Below are 19,100 nucleotides of genomic sequence, written 5' to 3'. Positions count from 1 at the left end.
TTACATCCATTACTATAACCACGACCGAATCAAACTGAAGTTAAAAGGGCTGAGTCCTGTGCAATACAGAACCCAGCCCTTGAGCGCCTAGCTTTTATACTGTCCAACTAATTGGGGTCAGTTCACATCTCAGAAGTGAACGGCTTTTTTTACGGTGAGGTTTAATTATCTGGTTTTGGATGTGCTCATATTGCCTGGCTTGAGGCGTCTTAGGGCGAGGCCATCCTGATTGAAAACATGAAAAGCTGCAGCAGGCGCTGAGACTTCTAATTGAGCGCCAATATGAACCTCACGGTCACCATCGCCACGCACCACAATATCCTGGCCGTTGTTCAGGGTGAGATACACATAATTCGCTTCGCCCAAATGCTCGACAATACTCACCGTGCCGCTAAAGCGCTCATTAAAGCGCTGATCTTCGGCAAGGTGTTCGGCGCGAATACCTACTTTAACTAAATCACCCACTTTGACATTGCTGCCATCCACTTCGGCCTGAATCGTGTCGCCGGTGCTGAGTTTAATGTTTACAGCGGTGGCACTGGCATTGAGCACGGCACCTTCGATTAAATTCATTTTGGGCGAGCCAATAAAGGTTGCCACAAACAGATTGGCAGGCTGCTGGTAAAGCTCCAGCGGCGTGCCGGCTTGCTGAATTTTACAGTTATTCATCACCACAATTTTATCCCCCAGCGTCATCGCTTCGACCTGATCGTGGGTTACATAAACGATGGTGGCGTTCAGGCTGCGATGCAGTTTGGCGATTTCCAGCCGGGTTTGCACACGCAACGAGGCGTCCAGATTAGACAGTGGCTCGTCAAATAAAAACAGCTTAGGTTCTCTCACAATGGCGCGGCCAATCGCAACACGCTGGCGCTGGCCTCCGGATAATTCACGCGGCAGGCGATCGAGCAGATGGTCGATTTTTAAAATACCAGCGGCGTGCAGAATACGTTTTTCAATTGCGGCCTTGTTTTCCCCTGCTACACGCAGGCCAAACGCCATGTTTTTATACACATTCATATGCGGATAAAGTGCGTAGCTCTGAAACACCATGGCAATACCGCGCTCGGCCGGAGGCAAATCATTTACTACTTCTTCATCGATCAGCATCTCGCCGCCGCTGATGCTTTCTAGGCCAGAAAGCATGCGCAGCAGGGTAGATTTGCCACAGCCTGAGGGGCCCACCAAAACCACAAATTCACCGTGTTTAATATCCAGATTAATATCGGTCAAAATCTGTGTTTTATTGTCGTAAGACTTGCTTAAATGATTGAGTTTTACAGTTGCCATTGCATGCTCCATATGGGGCAGGAGTAAGAGAGTGTTTTCTCTGTGAAACTCCGTGTCCTCTGTGTTATCTGTGGTTCAATATTTGGGTTTTAAGCGCCTGAGCATGTTGGGTTACGCTGAAAATCCAGCTAACCCAAGCTACGTATGTGCTTTGATTCTTGATGTTTATTTAACCGCGCCGGAAGTCAGGCCGCGTATCAACTGCCTGGAGAAAATCACATACATAATCAGCACCGGAATCACAGCAAGGCTCAGGGAGGCCAGTACGGCGTTCCAGTCGGTAACGTATTGGCCAATAAACTGCTGCACGCCCAGCGTGACCGTCTTGGTGGAGTCCCCCGGAGCCAAAATCAGCGGGAACCACAGATCGTTCCACACCGGAATCATGGTAAACACCGCAACGGTGGCCACGGCAGGGCGAATCAGCGGCAGGATAATCTGGAAGAAAATCTTGTATTCACCCACGCCATCACAGCGCGCTGCTTCTTTCAGCTCTTTGGGCACCTGGGCGATAAATTCACTGAGAATCATCACCGCCAGCGGCAGGCCCTGGGCGGTGTAAACCAGCACCAGCGCGGTGAGGGTGTTGATTAAATCCAGCTTAACGATCAGCTCCAGAATCGACACCGTGCCCAAACGGATAGGCACCATAATGCCGATGGCTAAAAACAGCGCCAGCAGGCGATTGCCGCGAAATTTATATTCAGACAAAGCCCAGGCCGCCATCGCGCCAAACAGCAAAATCAGCGCCAGCGAAATCAGCGTTACGCTCAGGCTGTTGCCAAAATAAAGCAGGAAATCAGATTTGGCCAAAACCTTGTGAAAACCAATCAGGGAAAAGGTGTCGCTATTGGGCAACGCCAGCGGATCATCAAATATCCCTGCGCGGGTTTTGACTGAGTTAATCAAAATCAGCACAATCGGAAACAAGGCCAGCAGGGTGTAGCAGAGCAGCGTGAGCTGCACGACCAGGCCACCCGCTTTGATTTTTTTCATGGTGTTCTCACTTTTATTCAATTCGTTCACAAAACCTGGAAAGCACTCAATCAGGTCCAGTGTCTCAAGCCTTGAACCACAGAGCTTCACAGAGGAGGACGCACATGTTTGCTTGTGTTCTCTTTGCTCTCATTTGTGGTTTAAGACTTAGCGCCATTGCAAGGTGAAGCTGAAGTTCTTGTAGCAACAATATTTACAGCTCAAACCGCTGTAACTTGCGCTGGATAAAGAAGAAATACGCCCCTACGCCGCTTAAAATCACTAGGAACATCATGGTGGCCACCGCAGCCCCCATCGTGGGGCTGCCAATCTGGCTCTGGTAGCCAAAGAAAGTGCGGTAAAACAGGGTGCCCAGGATATCCGTGCTGTAGTTTGGCCCGGCAATCGCGCCTTTCACCGAGTAAATCAGATCAAAAGCATTAAAGTTGCCAACAAAAGTCAGGATGGTGACCAAACCCAGCGTGGGCAGAATCAGCGGCAGTTTGATTTCCCAGAAAATACGCAGGCTGCTTGCGCCTTCCACATGGGCAGCTTCAACGATATCTTCCGGCACAGCCAAAAGTGCGGCGTAAATCAGCATCATTGGAATACCAACAAACTGCCATACCGAGATCAGCGCAAGCGTAATGAGCGCCGAGCCTTCATCGCCTAAAAAAGGCGCAAAGTAATCGGCCAAGCCTGCAAAGCCCATGAGCTTTTCACCCACGCCCCAGAGTGGCGAAAGGATCAACTGCCAGATAAAGCCAATAATGACTACCGATAGCAGGGTGGGCAAAAAGATCAGCGTGCGGTAGGTTTTTGCGCCTTTTAAGCTTTTCAGGCTAAGCAGGGTGGCCAGTAATAAGCCGATTGGGTTTTGAATGAGTAAATGCAGAACAAAAAACTTACAGTTGTTCCACATCGCATTCCAAAACGAATGTGACCATTCAGGATCAAATAAAATGGTGTGGTAATTGGCAAGGCCGGCAAAGGTTTGATGACCGCTTTCACTGGTAGTGAAAAAGCTCAGTCGTAAAGTATCCAGCAGGGGCAGGGCGCTGAATACGGAATAGATCAGCAGGGCTGGGGCAAGAAACACCAGAATATGCCAGGGGACTTTGCGCTGCATGGCGCGCCTCCGCAAAAAAAATGTCGGCAGCGATTCGCCGCCGACCAAGATCCACAGTCGAGTGTGAAATAGGAAAAAGATTCAGATGAACTCTGGCCGGGCGGGGTAGCCGCCCAGGCGCTTACAAATTATTTTTGCTGCGGTTTGTACCACTTAGCAAAGCCAGCTTGTACCTGAGCTGCGGCTTCTTTTGGTGCGAGTTTGCCGTTTAATACCTGGCTGTTTACATTCCACAGCTGGTTTTCCATCGAAGGCTCACCACGGTTTAAGATTTGCGCGTTCAGACGGATGGTTGAGCCGCAGCTTTTACGCCATTCCAGCATTTGTTTTGCCACAGGATCTTTAACGGTGATCAGGTGGTTAGACAAGCTGAAGAAGCCAGTTACTTTATTGGTGTAAAGGTCAGCAAATTCCTGGGAAGACAACCATGCCAGAAATTTATAAGCATCTTCTTTATTTTTTGATTTGCTGTTCACGCCCATACCGATGTCGGTGTGATCAGAAATCTCGCATTTGTCACCGGCCTTAGCAACAGGAGGCGGGAATGCGCCAAATTCAAAGCTGGCTTCTTTATTGAAGTAGGCAATATCCCAAGAGCCAGTTGGGTAGATGGCGGCTTTACCCATGGCAAACAGATTCTGGCTGTCTGCATAGGTTTGAGCAGAAGCACCTTTAGATAAATATGGTGCCCATTTGCTCATGGCATCCCAGGCCGCTACAAATTGCGGATCGGTGAATTTGGCTTTACCCGAGATCAAAGCTTTACGGCCAGCCTCGCCTTTCCAGTAAGGTGCACCAACGCTGGTAAAGACAATTTGATTCGCTTCCCACTGATCTGCCGTACCCAGCGCGATAGGGGTGTATTTACCGCCTTTTTTGATGGCTTCGCTGACTTTCAGGAATTCATCGGTGGTCTTAGGTGGATTCAGGCCTAATTCTTTAAAGATTTTTTTGTTGTAGAAGAAGCCATGAATCACTGAAGCCATAGGCATACAGAAAGCATCTTTGCCATCATCTGTTTGCCATGCTACTTTGGCCGATGCAGGGAAGTTTTCCATACCCGCTTTACCATCTAATTTATCCAGGCTGCCTTTTTTGTAGTTAGCTAGAGAGACATCAAACGGGCGGCAGGTAATCAGATCGCCTGCTGTGCCACCAGCCAGACGTGCAGTCAGGCTGGAGTCATATTCTGTTGGGGTAGTGGGGGCAAATTTAACCTGAATGCCCGGGTTCTTTTTATTGAATGCAGGCAACAGAACTTCTTCCCACAGCGCTTTATCATCAACGCGCCATGATTCGATGGTCAGTGTGCCAGCTTGTGCTGTGCCCGCTGCGAGTAAAGCGGCCAAGACGGCGCTTCGTGCAAGTGTACTCATTGTGGTGACTCTCCTCAGGGTTGGCCGTACTCAGCGTTATTTTTTGTACGCTTTATTCGCGGCGAAATCACAATAGCATTACTGAGGAGGTGACATTTAAGTACTTTGCTATGTGTTGTGTTTTTGTTAAGCAATTGATTGTTAATGATAATGTGTTTTTTGTTGCGCTGCGGCATGTTACATTTCTTTACGCGTAAATATTGCCTTTTTTTGTTTTATCTCAATGCAGTCTGAGTTGTTGTTTGTTTTGTATAGCCGCAAAAATATTGAGCTAAGAAACATTTTTTTACAAATAAGCAAGATAGCTTACGTTATAGTCCGCAGCACCTTCCAGACAGGTTTGAAATTTTGCTGATCGCATTGTACAACGCGCTTTTGTGTGCACTTTTTATGCTTATGGCTTTGCCAGCATCTGCTGAAAGCTTAGAGGTATTGCACTGGTGGACTTCGGCATCGGAGCGTCGTGCGGCAGATTTTCTGGTGGAGCGCCTCGATAAAGAAGGCCTGGAGTGGAAAGATGCCGCTATCCCCGGTGGCTCCGGGCTGGGGGCGATGAAGGTGCTTAAAAGCCGTGTGCTGTCTGATAAAGCACCGCAAGCTGCACAACTGATTGGCCCTGCAATTGCAGAGTGGGGGGAATTAGGCCTGTTATTAGAGCTGGACAACGTGGCCAAGCAAGCTAAATGGGGCGCCTCTGTTTTGCCTGCGCCCTATGCATCGGTGCGGCTGCGCGGCCATGTCATTGCTGCGCCTCTGGGCGTGCACCGTATCAATACTCTTTTTTATAATCAGAAGATATTCAAAAAACTGGGCTTGCTGCCCCCGCAAAACTGGTCTGAATTTGAGCGGGCCGCAGATAAAATCAAGCGGGCAGGATGGACGCCTCTAGCGCAAAGTGGCGAGCCCTGGCAACTGGCTACTCTGTTTGAAACATTGGTATTGAGTGAAGGCGGGCCAGCTTACTACCGCGATCTGTTTGTACGCCGCCGGGCCAATGCATTTTTTGATCCGCGTTTAGCTAGAGCTTTAGAGCGGCTGCGCGCGTTGCGCCGCTATATGCCTGACCCCGTAGCAGAAAAACCATGGACGCAAATGGCTAAAATGCTGGCCAAAGACGAGGCCGCCATGATGATTATGGGCGATTGGGTTAAGGGTGAACTTAATGCATGGGGCCTGGCTACTGATACTGCTTTTGGCTGTGTGGCGGTGCCGGGAACGGCAGATATGCATCTTTACAGCATTGATACGCTGGTGATGTTTGCTGGTAATTATTCGCGGCAGGATGCCCAGGAAAAGCTGGCTCAGCTGATTGTCTCGCCTGCTGTCCAGGCAGGATACAATCGGATTAAAGGCTCAGTACCCGTGCGGCGTGATGCCGATATCCGCCAGATGGACAGCTGCTCGCGCTCGTCATGGCTGACCTTTGTAAAAGGCGGCATGGTGCAAGCGCCAAGCCTGACGCACAGAATGGCATCGGATGAAACAGTAAAAGACGCTATCGTGGCGCAGGTTCACCGCTATTTTATGGATACCCAAATGCCCACCAGCGAGGCACAGCGCCGCATGGCAGGCATCGTCCGTGCATTAGGGGCAGGGGAAAAAGATATTTGATGATGCTAGGGTCTGTTGACGTTTCATTCACAATTGCGCTGAGCTGGAAAACGGCCAAGCACAAGGCATGCGACGAAGGCAATAACTGGTTATTGTCGAGGAGCATAACGCAGTGAATGGCCGTTTTCCGGCTCAGCCCTTCGGGTTGACTGCATTTTTGGGGCTGCACATCGTTAAAAATCGCTAATGGTACTCGTGCCATGTCGCAATTTTTGCCTTGTTCAGCCCCAAAACTGCAGCCAACGCAGCCGTGAATGAAACGTCAACAGACCCTAGTGAAAACCTAAATCTTGAACTACGGAGGGCACAGAGAACACGGAGTTTCACGGAGGAAACCCAAGAGAAATGAGAGTTTTTTTCTAGTAGTAGATCAGTCTTAAGTCCGACAGGTTGCTAGATATCTGCTTTGTTTTTAGCGTAACCCAGTTATTTAAAGTTGCGCAAAAACCTCTAATTTAAGAAAAAGCGCCATTTAAAATGGTTTTCCTCCGTGGCACTCCGTGTTCTCCTTTTCCTCCGCGGTTCAAGATTTGGGTTTTGTTCGCAAGCTAAGTCATTACGTTAACTGATATATAAAACACTTACCAAGTTAAAAGGCCACCCATGAGTCGTAAAATTTTAGTGGTCGATGACGATCAAAAAACGCGCACCCTGCTTAAGACCTATCTGGAAAAAAACCAGTATGAGGTTTACCTGGCCCACGATGGTGCCAGCTTTCTGGCGGAATTTACCCGCTATCAGGAAGAGCTGAGCCTAGTGATTCTGGATGTGATGCTGCCGGACACCGATGGCTTTGCGCTTTGCCAGGCGGTAAGACGGCAATCGAATGTGGCCATTATTATGCTGACTGCCAATTCGGATGAAACAGACCGGATTGTAGGGCTGGAGCTGGGCGCGGATGACTATATTGCCAAGCCCTATAATCCGCGCGAATTACTGGCCCGTATCAAGGCGATTCACAGACGCAGTGGTTTAGATAATGCCATTGCACCGCGCTACTATCATTTTCTTGGTTTTTGCTTAGATACCGTAGAGCGCAGCCTGGTTGATCCGGCGGGTGTGAATGTGGTGCTGACTGGCCTGGATTTTCAGCTGCTTAAATACTTTGCCGAGCATTCAGGGCAAATCCTGGACAGAAACATCCTTGCAGAACAAACCCGTGGCCGGGATGTGGGGCCGCTGGACCGATCATTAGATGTGCAAATCAGCCGCTTGCGCCAGCGCCTGCACGATGATGGCAAACAGCCTGAGCTGATTAAAACAGTAAGGGGCGCGGGATATGTTTTTTCTGCTCAGGTAAGTACCAGCCATGCGCCTTAGCCGCCTGGCGCGGCGTTTGATGCCGCCTTCATTGCTGGGGCGATTATCTTTAGTCATGGTGCTTGGGGTGCTGACCACAATGCTGATCGGTAATTTACTTTGGGCAAACCAGCTTAAGAGTAAAGCCGCTCTGGAGGCAGGCGCTGCAGCCCAGCATATTGGTGCTGGTGCTGCGAGCGCCTTACGTTTTTTTCAGAGCCTGCCACCCAATTACCGGCCTATTCTGATTGAACAACTGCGCGATATGGGCGGTACGCGTTTTTTTGTCAGCGTGAACCGCGCCCCGGTAGACATTAAAGATATCCCTGAATCTGTACTTTCTAAAGCGGTGCTGGATACAGTAAGGCGCACGCTTATTCATGATTTACCAAGATTAGCAGATGCCCGCATTGGCTTTGCCATGCCGGATGGGCTGGTGGTGTCTGATGAAGGCGTAACCGTTGCCGATCTGCCCGAAGAATGGGTGCAGCACACCCTGCTGATTAAGCCCCGGCCCGCTCCGGTTTTGGTTATTCAGGCAGAGATAGAGCCGGGGGGCTGGCTGTATCTCGCCACCCTGATGCCGGATCCCTACTTTTTAGACAATGGCAATCCATTACCGTTTGATCGCCTGCTCTTGCAGGGCTTAACCCTTGCCACGGTCTTGTTGCTTTCAATTTTGGTGGTGAGCTGGATTACTCAGCCGCTGGCGGCCTTATCAGAAGCGGCGGTTGCTTTTGGTAAGGGTGAATCGCCTGCGCTGCCAGAAACAGGCAGCCAGGAGTTTGTGCGCACAGCAAGGGCATTTACTGCGATGCGCGAGCGTATACAGCAGTATTTAGAAGACAGAGAACGCCTGTTTGCTTCAATCTCACATGATTTACGCACGCCAATTACCCGGCTGAAATTACGTGCCGAGCTGCTGGATGATGAAGAAGCAGGCCAGGCGTTTCATGAGGATTTAGACGAGCTGGACATGATGGTGAAGGGCGCTTTGCAAAGCGTAAAAGACACGGATATCCATGAAAACCATACCGAGCTGGCTCTGGATCAGCTGATTGGCCGTATGGTCAGAGATGCCTTGCTGGCAGGTCATAATGTGGTTTATCAGCCCTGTGGGCTGAAAGTAAAAGCAAAGCCGCTGGCTCTGCGCCGTGCCTTGGTTAATTTGCTGGATAACGCCCTGTTGTATGGCAAGGCTGCAAGGATTGCAGTCAGTAAGGTGGATGCAGGAACAAATATCACCATTCATGATGATGGGCCAGGCGTTCCGCCCGAGGCTTTATCTACGCTGTTTCAGCCCTATACCCGTTTAGAGCATGGCAGAAACAGCAATCAGCAGGGCATGGGGCTGGGATTAGGCATTGCACAAAATATTATTCAGGCTCATGGCGGAACGCTTGTGCTGAGCAATCATCCTCAGGGCGGGCTGTGGGTCTCCATTACGTTGCCCTGAAGCGGCTTGCTCAGACCGGCCGAAAAATCAGGGCGAGACCCGTGAGCGTCCCCTTGCTGTTTTTTAAATGAATCACTGATTCTTGAATGAGTAACGATTGCTGATGGGTATTGAGCAGTACGGTTCTTGAGGCGGGATTCTTTTCTACAAAATCCAGTGCAATTGAAAATAAGGAAGTTAAAGGGGTGTGGTCTTCTGAAGAAACAACCTGATAGATATGATCAATATGTTTCCCTATGCTTGCTGCGGTACGGCAATTAAGTAATCGCACCGCTGCAGGATTAATGAATTCCACATCGCCATTTAATGCAATAGTAATGACGCCATCGGCCATCGAATTTAATATAGAAGCAATTCTTTGCTGCTCAAGATGAATAGCCTGCTCATTGCTTCTGCTGGCCGTAATGTCATAGCCCACTCCGCGGTAACCCAGAAACTCTCCGCGCTCATTATAAAAGGGTTGCCCTGAAATACGGACAATCAGGCTTTCTGTTCCCACCTTGAGCGTGTAAATAAAATCATGAAAGCTGCGGTGGGCTTCCAGCAACGCTTTATGTATCCGCCATTCTTCTGTTGATAAACGGCCATCGCTTAATTCCCAGCGATAATGGCCAATAACAGACTTGCGGCTAAGCGCGTATGAATTGAAAAAGCCGGGTGATACCTGAGTAAAACGAAAGTCTTTATCCTGCTCCCAGTACCAGTCAGCAGCAAGATCAACTAAAGCCGAAAAACGTTCGCGGCTTTTTTGTAATTCAATAATCAGCTCTTTGTGCTGGGTGATATTGTGTGCAAACATGGCCGAACCTGAACGCTCATTTTCCTGATTAAAAAGCGGGAAAAGCGTGAGCTCAAAATAATGCAATTCACCATCGGAATGCCGGTGCTGGCATTCTTGCTGTATGGGGGGTTCGTTGATGGCCAATTCTGCAGAAAGTAAAAGAGGTTTATTCTTTCCAAGCAAAATGGGGGTGTTGTCGGTGAAATAAATGCGGGCCGCACGATTTGCATAAGTGATTTTTCCATTTAAATCACGGCTGATAATCAAATCATGTGCATCTTCTGTCAGCTGGGCAACCTGCTGGTAATGAAGCTCGCTTTTGCGTAAATCCTGTGTGATTTGTTCAGCCAGATCAAGTGCAGATTCCCGATTGTTGCGTTGCCTTTGCAAAAGAAAGGCAATAAAACCGGAGAGAGAAACGCCTAGTATCCAGATAAAGTAATCTAATGAATAAGGTCTTGGAAAGCTGTCTGATGTGGCAAATGCGCTAAGCCGCCATTGTCTGCCAGGAAACTGTATTAATGAACTGGCACTTAATTCATGATTGCTGTTGCTAACAGATTTTGTTGTATAAATGATTTTACTTTTCTCAGCACCATTTAAACCAGAAGTAGTGCCTGTATCTTGCAGCTGAATGCGAATGTTTTTTTCTGCATCATGCCCAATCCACAAAATCATTTTATCGATTGTAAATGTGGCGCCTAATGACCCTATAAATGCAGCGCGTCTTTCTTTTTGATTGTTCAGTGATTTATTTGGGGCATATACAGGAAAGCGAATAACAAAACCAAGAGGGGCGTTTTTATATCCCTTTAATTGATAAACAGGGGATGCTGCACCACGCCCCTGATCCCGGGCATATTCTATTGCTGTTAAATTAGCCGTTTGCCCACTGATTTCTAATCCTTCAGATTCATGTAATACAGCATGCTCAGGGAAAATATAGTCAATGATTTGGTATACAGGGCGGGGGCTGTCTTGCTTAACGCTAAAGGCGGGGTCATCAAGCTGGCGGTTTTTAATAAAACGTTCAAGATCAGAGGAAATGATTTCCCGGATAAATTGGACGGATACAAAATCGGGAAAACGCCCCTGAATATTTTGTTGTTTTAAAATGGCAGAGAATGTTTTTTTATTAAGATCAGGATTTGCAATAAAGGCATTTTGTATGCCGCGTAAAATATTGATTTCTGCATCTAATCTGGATTCAATCCGTTCTGCATAGAGGTGGGCCAGCTGCTTAAGCTGGGTTTGTACATGGGTTTGGTGCTGAAAATTAAGCCAAAGCTGTAAGCCGGCTGTGAGCAGAAGCCCCACTAGAAAAGTTCGCAGTGCCACGGGATAGCGGCGAAAAAGCGAGAAAATATTCATTTAAGCGGGTCTCTGCTTACATTGCTCTTTTTAGAAGGCCTGAAACTCAGTACCTCCCAGGGCTGCAAATATCCTTATACGGCGCTCCAAGGCTTGCCAAGCGGGCTGAATGTAGGTTTTTGGCCGCCCCAGAGTTGTTCCAGATCGTAGTAATCACGCACTGGCGGCAGCATAACGTGAACAACCAGTGAGCCTGCATCAACCAGTACCCATTCACCAGACTCGTGGCCTTCGGTACTCATGATTTCATAGCCTTTGGCTTTCAGATCAACAACAACATTGTTTGCCAGTGCGCGAACCTGGCGGTTTGAGTCACCCGTGCACACAATCATGCAATCAAACAGATCGGTGAGTTCTGTGGTGTCCATATCCACAATGTCTTTGCCCTTGATATCTTCAAGTGCCGTGATTGCAAGTGCGCGCATTGCTTGGGTGTATTCGTTCATTGCCATAATTTATGTGTTTCCAAAGTAAAAAGTAGCTACTGCAAAGTGGCCGCAATAGCTGTGCTGCCTGAAAGTTGAGTCAACAAAGCAGTATTTCAAAATATAAAAACACATTAAGTGTTTTTAGAGTAAAGGCCTGATTGCTGCAATATCGCAGCAATTGGGCTCAGATCGCTTACATCTTCGCCGCGCGCAAGCTTCTCGCGAATCAGTGTGGATGACGCGGGCATCAGTGGCAGAGGTAAAACGCTGATTTTACCCCGAGCCAAGGTTTGCGGCGAAGCTTCTGCATAGCGTTTGGCAAATTCACAGGCAATTTCTGCAGGAAGTTTGCTAAAGCCGGGGCGATTGGCAACCACCAGATGCCCCATTTCTAATAGCTCTTGCCATCGATACCAGCTTGGCAGATGGGCGAAAGAATCGCCACCTATCAGCCAGACTAACAGGCTATGCGGTTGTTCTTGTTGTAATTCTGTCAGGGTGTCAAAAGTAAAACTGACATTTCCTTTTCTGACTTCTCTGTCATCGGCAACCAGGTTTTGTTCACCGATTAAAGAAAGCTTCAGCCATTCCAGACGTTGTGCAGCACTGATGTCTGGTGTGCGGTGTGGGGGAACGCCCGTTGGGATGAGCCGGACTTCGCTTAAAGCAAAGCTATCCCTCAGGGCACGGGCCAAAGCTAAATGCCCAAAGTGTACCGGGTTAAAAGTGCCGCCATAAATGCCCAGCGTCTGTTGCATCAGCTGCGGATTTCGCCGTTACCAAAAACAATCCACTTTTCGCTGGTTAAGCCATTGAGCCCAACTGGGCCGCGGGCATGAATTTTATCGGTTGAGATGCCAATTTCAGCACCTAAGCCATATTCAAAGCCATCGGCAAAGCGGGTAGAGGCATTAATCATGACGCTGGATGAATCCACTTCACGCAAAAACTGCCGTGATTTAGTGTAGTTTTCAGTAACAATCGCATCGGTGTGATGGCTGCCCCATGTGTTGATATGCTCAATCGCCTCGTCCAGATTGCTGACGATTTTAATCGCTAAAATAGGCGCGAGGTATTCTGTGGTCCAGTCTTCGTCTGTTGCTGCGTTGATTTGTGGCAGCACGGCCAGCGTTTTAGCGCAGCCACGCAGCTCTACGCCTTTGCTGGCATAGATTTCGGCCAGCGGAGGCAAAATTAGCTCAGCAACGTTTTCGTGAACCAGCAGCGTTTCCATGGTGTTGCATGTGCCATAGCGATGCGTTTTGGCGTTATCGCTGATGGCAATGGCTTTTACCGGATCGGCTTCTTCATCGATATACACATGGCAAATGCCGTCTAAATGCTTGATGACGGGCACGCGCGCATCGGCGGCAATCCGGGCAATCAGGCCTTTGCCACCACGCGGCACGATCACATCGACAAACTCGCTCATGGTGATCAGCTCGCCCACTGCCGCGCGATCAGGTGTTTCAATAATCTGTACGGCAGTGCCCGGTAAGCCGGCGGCTTTCAGCCCTTCGCTTACACAGAGTGCGATGGCCTGATTGCAATGAAAGGCTTCGCGGCCGCCGCGTAAAATAGTTGCATTGCCCGATTTAATACAAAGACCTGCAGCATCTGCTGTAACGTTGGGACGGGCCTCGTAAATAATGCCAATCACGCCTAAAGGCACACGCATTTTGCCTAACTGGATGCCGGAAGGGCGAAATTTAAAGTCGCTCATCTCGCCAACAGGGTCAGGCAGGCTGGCAATCTGACGCAAACCCTCAGCCATGCTTGCAATGGTTTTAGGTGTAATCAGCAGGCGATCAAGCATGGCTGGCTCTAAACCATCTTGCCTGGCTTGCTCCATATCGCGATTATTAGCAGCGAGCAAAACTTCTGCATCGCGCAGCAGTGCATCGGCAATTGCATTTAATGCCCGATTTTTGGTCTGCGTGTCGGCTTTTGCCATATGGCGGCTGGCTGCACGAGCCTGGCGCCCCACTTGCTGCATATAAGCTTTGATATCCATGTCTCTACCTTTTCGCCTTTGAACCGCAATTATCAGGGTTTAGGCGGTAGTTGCAAGACTGTTACACCCACGTTATCGGCTTTTTTACGATTAAACCAGTCTGGAGCAGAGCTTTGCACGGCAATAATTTGCGGGCCGCTTGCTGTATTGATCCAAATTGGTGAGCCTGAATCGCCAGCTAAAGTATCGCAGCGATGATAAATCGTGTTATTTGTGCGTAAGCGGGTGATCTTGCAATCTTTGTGCGCAGTTAGCTCGGTGTCGTGATCTTCAGCAAAGCCTGCCTGAGTGATCAGCGATTTGCTGTGTGCAATCTCCGCTTTTAATTCTGTTTTATTGCCGCTGAATAAGGCGAGGGGGGCGGGGGCTTTACCGTCAATTAATTTTAGCTTTAGCCAGGCAATATCATAGGCGGCAGCAGAATCCTGAATATAAACATCATCGCCTTTATAAACTAAGCCTTTTTTAAAGCGCGGATGGAATGTTTGGGAGAGCACCTGATAGCGTGCTTGGTATTCACCTTTATGAAAACCCGCTTTAAACCACCGGCCAGCATCCAGTTTTTTTGCATCCATTAAAAAGCAATGAGCTGCAGTAATCGCTAAATCCGGTGCAACCAGGGTTGCTGTACAAGTGCTGGCGGCGGCGGTTTCAAGCTGGCCTATCGCAGCAAAAGGCGCAGCGTAGGGTGCTTCAATAAAAACACGGTTATCAGCGCCAAAAAAAAGAGCTTTTTTTTCTTTATTGCTTAGTGCGAAAGCATTGCTTGATAAAGCAATCACTAAGGCGATCAGGTATCTGCGTTTCATTAATCTGTGTTCTGAAGGGGTAAGGTTGATTTAGATAAGAAACGGAGCGATCTGTTCCCTGTTGAAATCAATCTTTTACAGAAAAACAAAAACGGGGACCGAGGTCCCCGTTTTTGGTACAGCAAGTGTTATTACTTAGCAGCAGAAGCGGCAGAAGCAGCAACTTTCTTGGCTTGAACTTTTTGTACAGCAGAAGCAGCAGAAGCAGCAGCTTTCTTAGCTTGAGCTTTTTGAACTGTAGAAGCAGCAGAAGCAGCGGCTTTCTTAGCTTGAGCTTTTTGAACTGTAGAAGCAGCAGAAGCAGCGGCTTTCTTAGCTTGAGCTTTTTGTACTGTAGAAGCAGCAGAAGCAGCGGCTTTCTTAGCTTGAGCTTTTTGTACTGTAGAAGCAGCAGAAGCAGCTACTTTCTTAGCTTGAGCTTTTTGAACTGTAGAAGCAGCAGAAGCAGCGGCTTTCTTAGCTTGAGCTTTTTGTACTGTAGAAGCAGCAGAAGCAGCGGCTTTCTTAGCTTGAGCTTTTTGTACTGTAGAAGCAGCAGAAGCAGCTACTTTCTTAGCTTGAGCTTTTTGTACTGTAGAAGCGGCAGAAGCAGCGGCTTTCTTAGCTTGAGCTTTTTGTACTGTAGAAGCGGCAGAAGCAGCGGCTTTCTTAGCTTGAGCTTTTTGTACTGTAGAAGCAGCAGAAGCAGCGGCTTTCTTAGCTTGAGCTTTTTGTACTGTAGAAGCAGCAGAAGCAGCTACTTTCTTAGCTTGAGCTTTTTGTACTGTAGAAGCGGCAGAAGCAGCGGCTTTCTTAGCTTGAGCTTTTTGAACTGTAGAAGCAGCAGAAGCAGCGGCTTTCTTAGCTTGAGCTTTTTGAACTGTAGAAGCAGCAGAAGCAGCGGCTTTCTTAGCTTGAGCTTTTTGAACTGTTGATGCAGCAGATGCTGGAGCTACTTTTGCTTTTTTAGCGTGCTTTTCAACTTTAACTGTCTTAACAGTAGAAGCTGTAGAGGCTGTAGTGTCAGCAGCGAATGAAGTAGCTGAAGCGAAAACTGTAGCGAGCAATACGGCAAGAAGCTTGTTCATTTGTTTGTCCCTGGAGGAAGTATGTGATTGGTGTTGCTATGAAACGGATTATCAACACTTCCTCTTTAAAACTCGATAAGCCCTTGGTAGCAGTCTGTAACGCTATGTACGTGCCTCGTCTGGTCATGGAATTAAAGTGCGTTTTTAAGCGGGCTGGGCCAGCACAGTGTGACGCGCGCGCCACCCAGCGGAGCATCGCTGATGACTGCGGCCCCGTTGTGCCCGCGCATAATCATCGAAACAATCGCCAGCCCCAAGCCAAAGCCGCCAGTCTGACGATTGCGGCTGACTTCTAAGCGCTCGAAGGGTTGCAGGAGGCGCTGCCGTTCGGATTCTGGAATCCCCTGGCCATTATCATCGACATGAAGTTTAGCCAGCCCGTTTTCCCATTCAATGGTGAGCAGGATGGCTGTACCGCCATAGCGTCTGGCATTGCCCATTAAATTTGCCAGTGCGCGGGTGAGGTAATGGCTGTCTGCTTCCAGAAAAGGCGTTTTTCCGGGTAAAAGATTGACGAGTTCGGGGGTGATATTGCCCTGGCTGCTGAACTCACTGATCTGGCGTCTGAGCCATGGCAGAATTTCAATCGCCTGGGTTTCAAGCTTCAGCTGTGGCTTATCCAGGGTAGACATGGTGAGCCATTCTTCGATCAATTCATCGATTTGCCCCAGATCCCGTTCAATGGCCACAATTTGCTGGCTGCTCTCTGCCCCGCCTTTGATTGCTTCTAAGCGATAGCGCAGCCTTGCCAGCGGGGTGCGTAAATCATGCGATACCGCATCGATCAGGGCTTTGCGGCTGGCGGTGAGCTCTTCTACGTCGTGCGCCATCCGGTTAAAAGTGACGCCCAGCGAATTCAGTGTTGAGCCTTCATGCAAGGTGACGCGGGTACTAAAGTCGCCCTCTCCTAATTGACGGCTTTTGTTGGCCATATGCTGAAGATCGCGCCAGAGTGGGCGCAGCCATAGCCACGTTGGCAGAGCAAGAGCGGCACACATTAATAGTATCGCCACTAAATCGGCCCAAGCGAAACTATCTAATTTTTGTAAATAGGGTACAGGTCCAAGAACAACCATCAAGCCAGTGCTTGGAATCCGGTGTAGATAGACATCTTGATTTTGTAAAAAAATAATATCGCCATTGACTAGCGACTGTTGATTGCTAGGGCTAAGCGTGTAGGTATTTAGTGTTTCAATCTCTACCGGCAAGGGAAGCTTATTTTTGAGACGTTTTACTTCATCGTGCCAGATGGAAGGGGGCAAATCGCCGAGGGTGGATTCAATGACGCTGATGGTTGTTTGGAAAATGTCGGAAAGGTAATGCTCATTGCTGGTTTCGAGTACGTTTGTATAAATCTCATCAATGACAAGGGATGAGACTAAAAAACAGGCCACTACCGTGAGATAAAAACGTAAGAAGAGTTGGCGCATTAGGGATCAGCTGTCAGTTGTCAGGCATCAAGGTATCAGTAGTAAGGGGGCCGGACAGCTGAAACCTGACCTCTGCCCCCTGATTTACTCCTGCCACCAAATATCGGTCGCAAATAAATAACCTTTGTGACGAATGGTTTTAATTTTGCGCGGCTCGTTCGGATCGTCGTCCAGTTTTTTACGCAAACGGGAAATGGCAACATCGATACTTCTGTCCATGCCATCGTATTCAATCCCGCGTAATACTTTTAATAAGTGATCGCGCGACAAAATATCACCTGCCTGGCTGGCCAAAGCCCAAAGCAAGTCAAAATCACCCGTTGATAAGCCCAGCGCTTCGCCGCGATAACTGGCGGTGCGGTTACGCAGATCAACTATAAGCTGGCCAAAATTAAGTGTGGAGCGGTCTGGCGCAGGTGCGGCACTTGATACGATAGGCGTGCCGCCTGCTGTTTTACGCAGGTGAGCACGAATTCGGGCGAGCAATACCGAAGGGGGCGTGGTTTTAACCACATAATCAGTCGCACCAATTTCAAAGCCCAGAATCTGGTTCATATCGCTATTGAGCGAGGTGAGCAAAATAACTGGCCCTGTCCAGAATTCGCGTAATTCCCGGCACAGGGTAAGCCCGTCTTTACCGGGCAGCATAATATCAAGCAACACGAGCGAGGGCGGGTTATTGCGCACTGCTTCGATCAAGCCGCTGCCATCGGGCAGCACTTCAATATTAAATTCAAACGAGCGTAAATAACTACCAACCAGTTCTGCCAGTTCAGCATCATCTTCAACAAAAAGAATGCGGTGATTCATTTGAATATTCTCTGGAATGGGACAGTGGGCTAAATGATCTCAAGCTGCCAGGCAGGCTTGAGCAGGGTGAAGCAAGCAAGATATTGATTGCGTATCGCTGGCGACAGGGGCCGACGATACGCTGTGTATACGCCTCAGGCGCTAATAATCAGATATTTTTTGTGTAATTCTTCTTTGGTTTCCTGATGTTCAGGATCCAGTGGAATACAGTCTACAGGGCATACTTGCTGGCATTGTGGTTCGTCATAGTGACCCACGCACTCAGTGCACAGATTAGGATCGATGACATAAATTTCATCGCCTTGGCTGATGGCGCTGTTCGGGCACTCTGGCTCGCAAACGTCGCAATTAATACATTCATCGGTAATGATTAGGGCCATGATGCTAAATCCTTGGCAATGCAATAAAAAATAGATATGCAAATTGTCCCATGTTCTGCCATGCCACGACAACGATGCAGTAAAAATGCTGAACCGATAAAAGGGAAAAAACACGGATATTTACATCTTCTTTGTCCTGGAGCTGCTTTATTGTGTGTGGGGTTTGGTCCGGATTGAGGCCATTCTGACGGGGAAAACGGGTTTCAAAGGCGAATATTGCCTCCGGAATGGATAGCGTTAACTCAGCTGGAAAAGTCTGACTTTTTACCTCTTTTTTAGGGCAGAATGGCTGCTCGCTCATCTCACTGGAGTAAACCGTATGGGACTTATCGATCAGTTGGCCGGACAATTTTTGGGTGGAAAAGAATTACCGGAAGGCTTTGCACAATCTTTGTCAGGCCTTTTGGAGCAGCAGGGCGGTATTTCTGGTTTGTTAGAGAAGTTTCAGAGCGGTGGTTTATCTGAGTTAGTGCAGTCATGGGTGGGCAGAGGTGAAAACTTAGCTGTGAGCAGCGAGCAAATTCAATCTGTGCTGGGTAGCGATGCGGTGGCTTCTGTTGCAGAAAAGCTGGGGATTGATCCGTCTGAAGCGGCGGGGAAAATTTCTGAATATCTGCCTCAGCTGGTGGATAAGCTCACACCCAATGGTGAAGTGCCCGAAGGCAATAATGTTCTGGCCGCTGGCCTTGATATGCTGAAGGGCAAGTTATTTGGTTAAGGATGGCATGCGACATCAAAAAAGCCCCGTTTGAACTGACCCCAATTAGTTGGACAGTATAAAAGCTAGGCGCTCAAGGGCTGGGTTCTGTATTGCACAGGACTCAGCCCTTTTAACTTCAGTTTGATTCGGTCGTGGTTATAGTAATGGATGTAA

Annotated in this window: 20 protein-coding genes; 5 read left to right on the top strand and 15 right to left on the bottom strand. The window is 48.6% G+C overall.

Translation table 11 applies throughout. The features are described 5' to 3' along the window. On the top strand, positions 1-91 hold a 91-nt coding region (locus CSQ88_RS19310), incomplete at its 5' end, for an IS3 family transposase (RefSeq protein WP_143449393.1). Between the two features lie 74 nt (positions 92-165). Here CSQ88_RS19310 and CSQ88_RS19305 read toward each other — a convergent pair. From CSQ88_RS19305 to CSQ88_RS19290, 4 genes are all read right to left on the bottom strand, one after another. After that, on the bottom strand, positions 166-1,290 hold the full coding sequence (locus CSQ88_RS19305; RefSeq protein ID WP_099399713.1) for an ABC transporter ATP-binding protein: 1,125 nt from the start codon (positions 1,288-1,290) through the stop codon (positions 166-168). A 165-nt stretch (positions 1,291-1,455) separates the two neighbouring features. Next, the gene (locus tag CSQ88_RS19300; protein ID WP_099399712.1) at positions 1,456-2,286 is read right to left on the bottom strand and encodes a carbohydrate ABC transporter permease; all 831 of its coding nucleotides are present in this window, start codon (positions 2,284-2,286) and stop codon (positions 1,456-1,458) included. Positions 2,287-2,479: 193 nt separating this feature from the next. Next, positions 2,480-3,394 (bottom strand): carbohydrate ABC transporter permease, encoded by a 915-nt coding sequence (locus CSQ88_RS19295; protein ID WP_099399711.1) that lies wholly within the window; start codon positions 3,392-3,394, stop codon positions 2,480-2,482. A gap of 128 nt (positions 3,395-3,522) precedes the next feature. After that, a complete protein-coding gene (locus CSQ88_RS19290; protein ID WP_099399710.1) occupies positions 3,523-4,770 on the bottom strand; it encodes an ABC transporter substrate-binding protein in 1,248 nt (415 codons plus the stop codon). Positions 4,771-5,160: 390 nt separating this feature from the next. Between CSQ88_RS19290 and CSQ88_RS19285 the strand changes: the two genes are divergently transcribed. From CSQ88_RS19285 to CSQ88_RS19275, 3 genes are all read left to right on the top strand, one after another. After that, positions 5,161-6,381: an ABC transporter substrate-binding protein gene (locus CSQ88_RS19285; RefSeq protein WP_099399715.1), complete on the top strand. Its 1,221-nt coding sequence runs from the start codon at positions 5,161-5,163 to the stop codon at positions 6,379-6,381. A 603-nt stretch (positions 6,382-6,984) separates the two neighbouring features. Then, positions 6,985-7,701, top strand: a complete 717-nt coding sequence (locus tag CSQ88_RS19280; RefSeq protein WP_099399709.1) for a response regulator — start codon at positions 6,985-6,987, stop codon at positions 7,699-7,701. Further along, entirely contained in the window at positions 7,691-9,136 is a 1,446-nt protein-coding gene (locus CSQ88_RS19275; protein ID WP_218963151.1) for an ATP-binding protein, read from the top strand. The genes CSQ88_RS19280 and CSQ88_RS19275 overlap by 11 nt, the downstream gene beginning before the upstream one ends. 10 nt (positions 9,137-9,146) lie before the next feature. Here the strand turns inward: CSQ88_RS19275 and CSQ88_RS19270 are convergent, their stop codons facing one another. The 10 genes from CSQ88_RS19270 to CSQ88_RS19225 all read right to left on the bottom strand — a co-directional run bounded on the left by CSQ88_RS19270 (position 9,147) and on the right by CSQ88_RS19225 (position 18,527). Next, complete coding sequence (locus tag CSQ88_RS19270; RefSeq protein WP_099399708.1) at positions 9,147-11,288, bottom strand: CHASE domain-containing protein; 2,142 nt, start codon at positions 11,286-11,288, stop codon at positions 9,147-9,149. A 74-nt stretch (positions 11,289-11,362) separates the two neighbouring features. Next, the gene (gene rsfS, locus CSQ88_RS19265) at positions 11,363-11,734 is read right to left on the bottom strand and encodes a ribosome silencing factor (protein ID WP_374700470.1); all 372 of its coding nucleotides are present in this window, start codon (positions 11,732-11,734) and stop codon (positions 11,363-11,365) included. Positions 11,735-11,847: 113 nt separating this feature from the next. Continuing rightward, a complete protein-coding gene (gene nadD / locus CSQ88_RS19260) occupies positions 11,848-12,474 on the bottom strand; it encodes a nicotinate-nucleotide adenylyltransferase (RefSeq protein ID WP_099399706.1) in 627 nt (208 codons plus the stop codon). Then, complete coding sequence (locus CSQ88_RS19255) at positions 12,474-13,730, bottom strand: glutamate-5-semialdehyde dehydrogenase (RefSeq protein ID WP_099399705.1); 1,257 nt, start codon at positions 13,728-13,730, stop codon at positions 12,474-12,476. The genes nadD and CSQ88_RS19255 overlap by 1 nt, the downstream gene beginning before the upstream one ends. Before the next feature lie 32 nt (positions 13,731-13,762). Continuing rightward, positions 13,763-14,539 carry a serine protease gene (locus tag CSQ88_RS19250; protein WP_099399704.1) on the bottom strand — a complete coding sequence of 259 codons (777 nt, stop codon included), beginning with the start codon at positions 14,537-14,539 and terminating at the stop codon, positions 13,763-13,765. A 131-nt stretch (positions 14,540-14,670) separates the two neighbouring features. Continuing rightward, the gene (locus CSQ88_RS22830; RefSeq protein WP_143449523.1) at positions 14,671-15,606 is read right to left on the bottom strand and encodes a hypothetical protein; all 936 of its coding nucleotides are present in this window, start codon (positions 15,604-15,606) and stop codon (positions 14,671-14,673) included. 131 nt (positions 15,607-15,737) lie between these two features. Beyond that, complete coding sequence (locus tag CSQ88_RS19240) at positions 15,738-17,036, bottom strand: ATP-binding protein (protein ID WP_099399703.1); 1,299 nt, start codon at positions 17,034-17,036, stop codon at positions 15,738-15,740. 84 nt (positions 17,037-17,120) lie between these two features. Next, complete coding sequence (gene rstA, locus CSQ88_RS19235; RefSeq protein ID WP_099399702.1) at positions 17,121-17,846, bottom strand: two-component system response regulator RstA; 726 nt, start codon at positions 17,844-17,846, stop codon at positions 17,121-17,123. A 134-nt stretch (positions 17,847-17,980) separates the two neighbouring features. Next, positions 17,981-18,226, bottom strand: a complete 246-nt coding sequence (locus CSQ88_RS19230) for a YfhL family 4Fe-4S dicluster ferredoxin (RefSeq protein ID WP_099399701.1) — start codon at positions 18,224-18,226, stop codon at positions 17,981-17,983. Between the two features lie 4 nt (positions 18,227-18,230). After that, complete coding sequence (locus CSQ88_RS19225) at positions 18,231-18,527, bottom strand: hypothetical protein (RefSeq protein WP_099399700.1); 297 nt, start codon at positions 18,525-18,527, stop codon at positions 18,231-18,233. Positions 18,528-18,545: 18 nt separating this feature from the next. Here CSQ88_RS19225 and CSQ88_RS19220 point away from each other — a divergent pair, with 18 nt between their 5' ends. Continuing rightward, positions 18,546-18,944 (top strand): YidB family protein, encoded by a 399-nt coding sequence (locus CSQ88_RS19220; protein ID WP_099399699.1) that lies wholly within the window; start codon positions 18,546-18,548, stop codon positions 18,942-18,944. A gap of 65 nt (positions 18,945-19,009) precedes the next feature. Here CSQ88_RS19220 and CSQ88_RS19215 read toward each other — a convergent pair. After that, on the bottom strand, positions 19,010-19,100 hold a 91-nt coding region (locus CSQ88_RS19215; protein WP_143449393.1), incomplete at its 5' end, for an IS3 family transposase.

The sequence above is a fragment of the Iodobacter sp. BJB302 genome (genome assembly GCF_002735645.1).
Classification (GTDB): Bacteria; Pseudomonadota; Gammaproteobacteria; order Burkholderiales; family Chitinibacteraceae; genus Iodobacter.
Note: the sequence above shows the minus strand (reverse complement) of the source record. Positions and strands in the feature narration are given on the sequence as shown.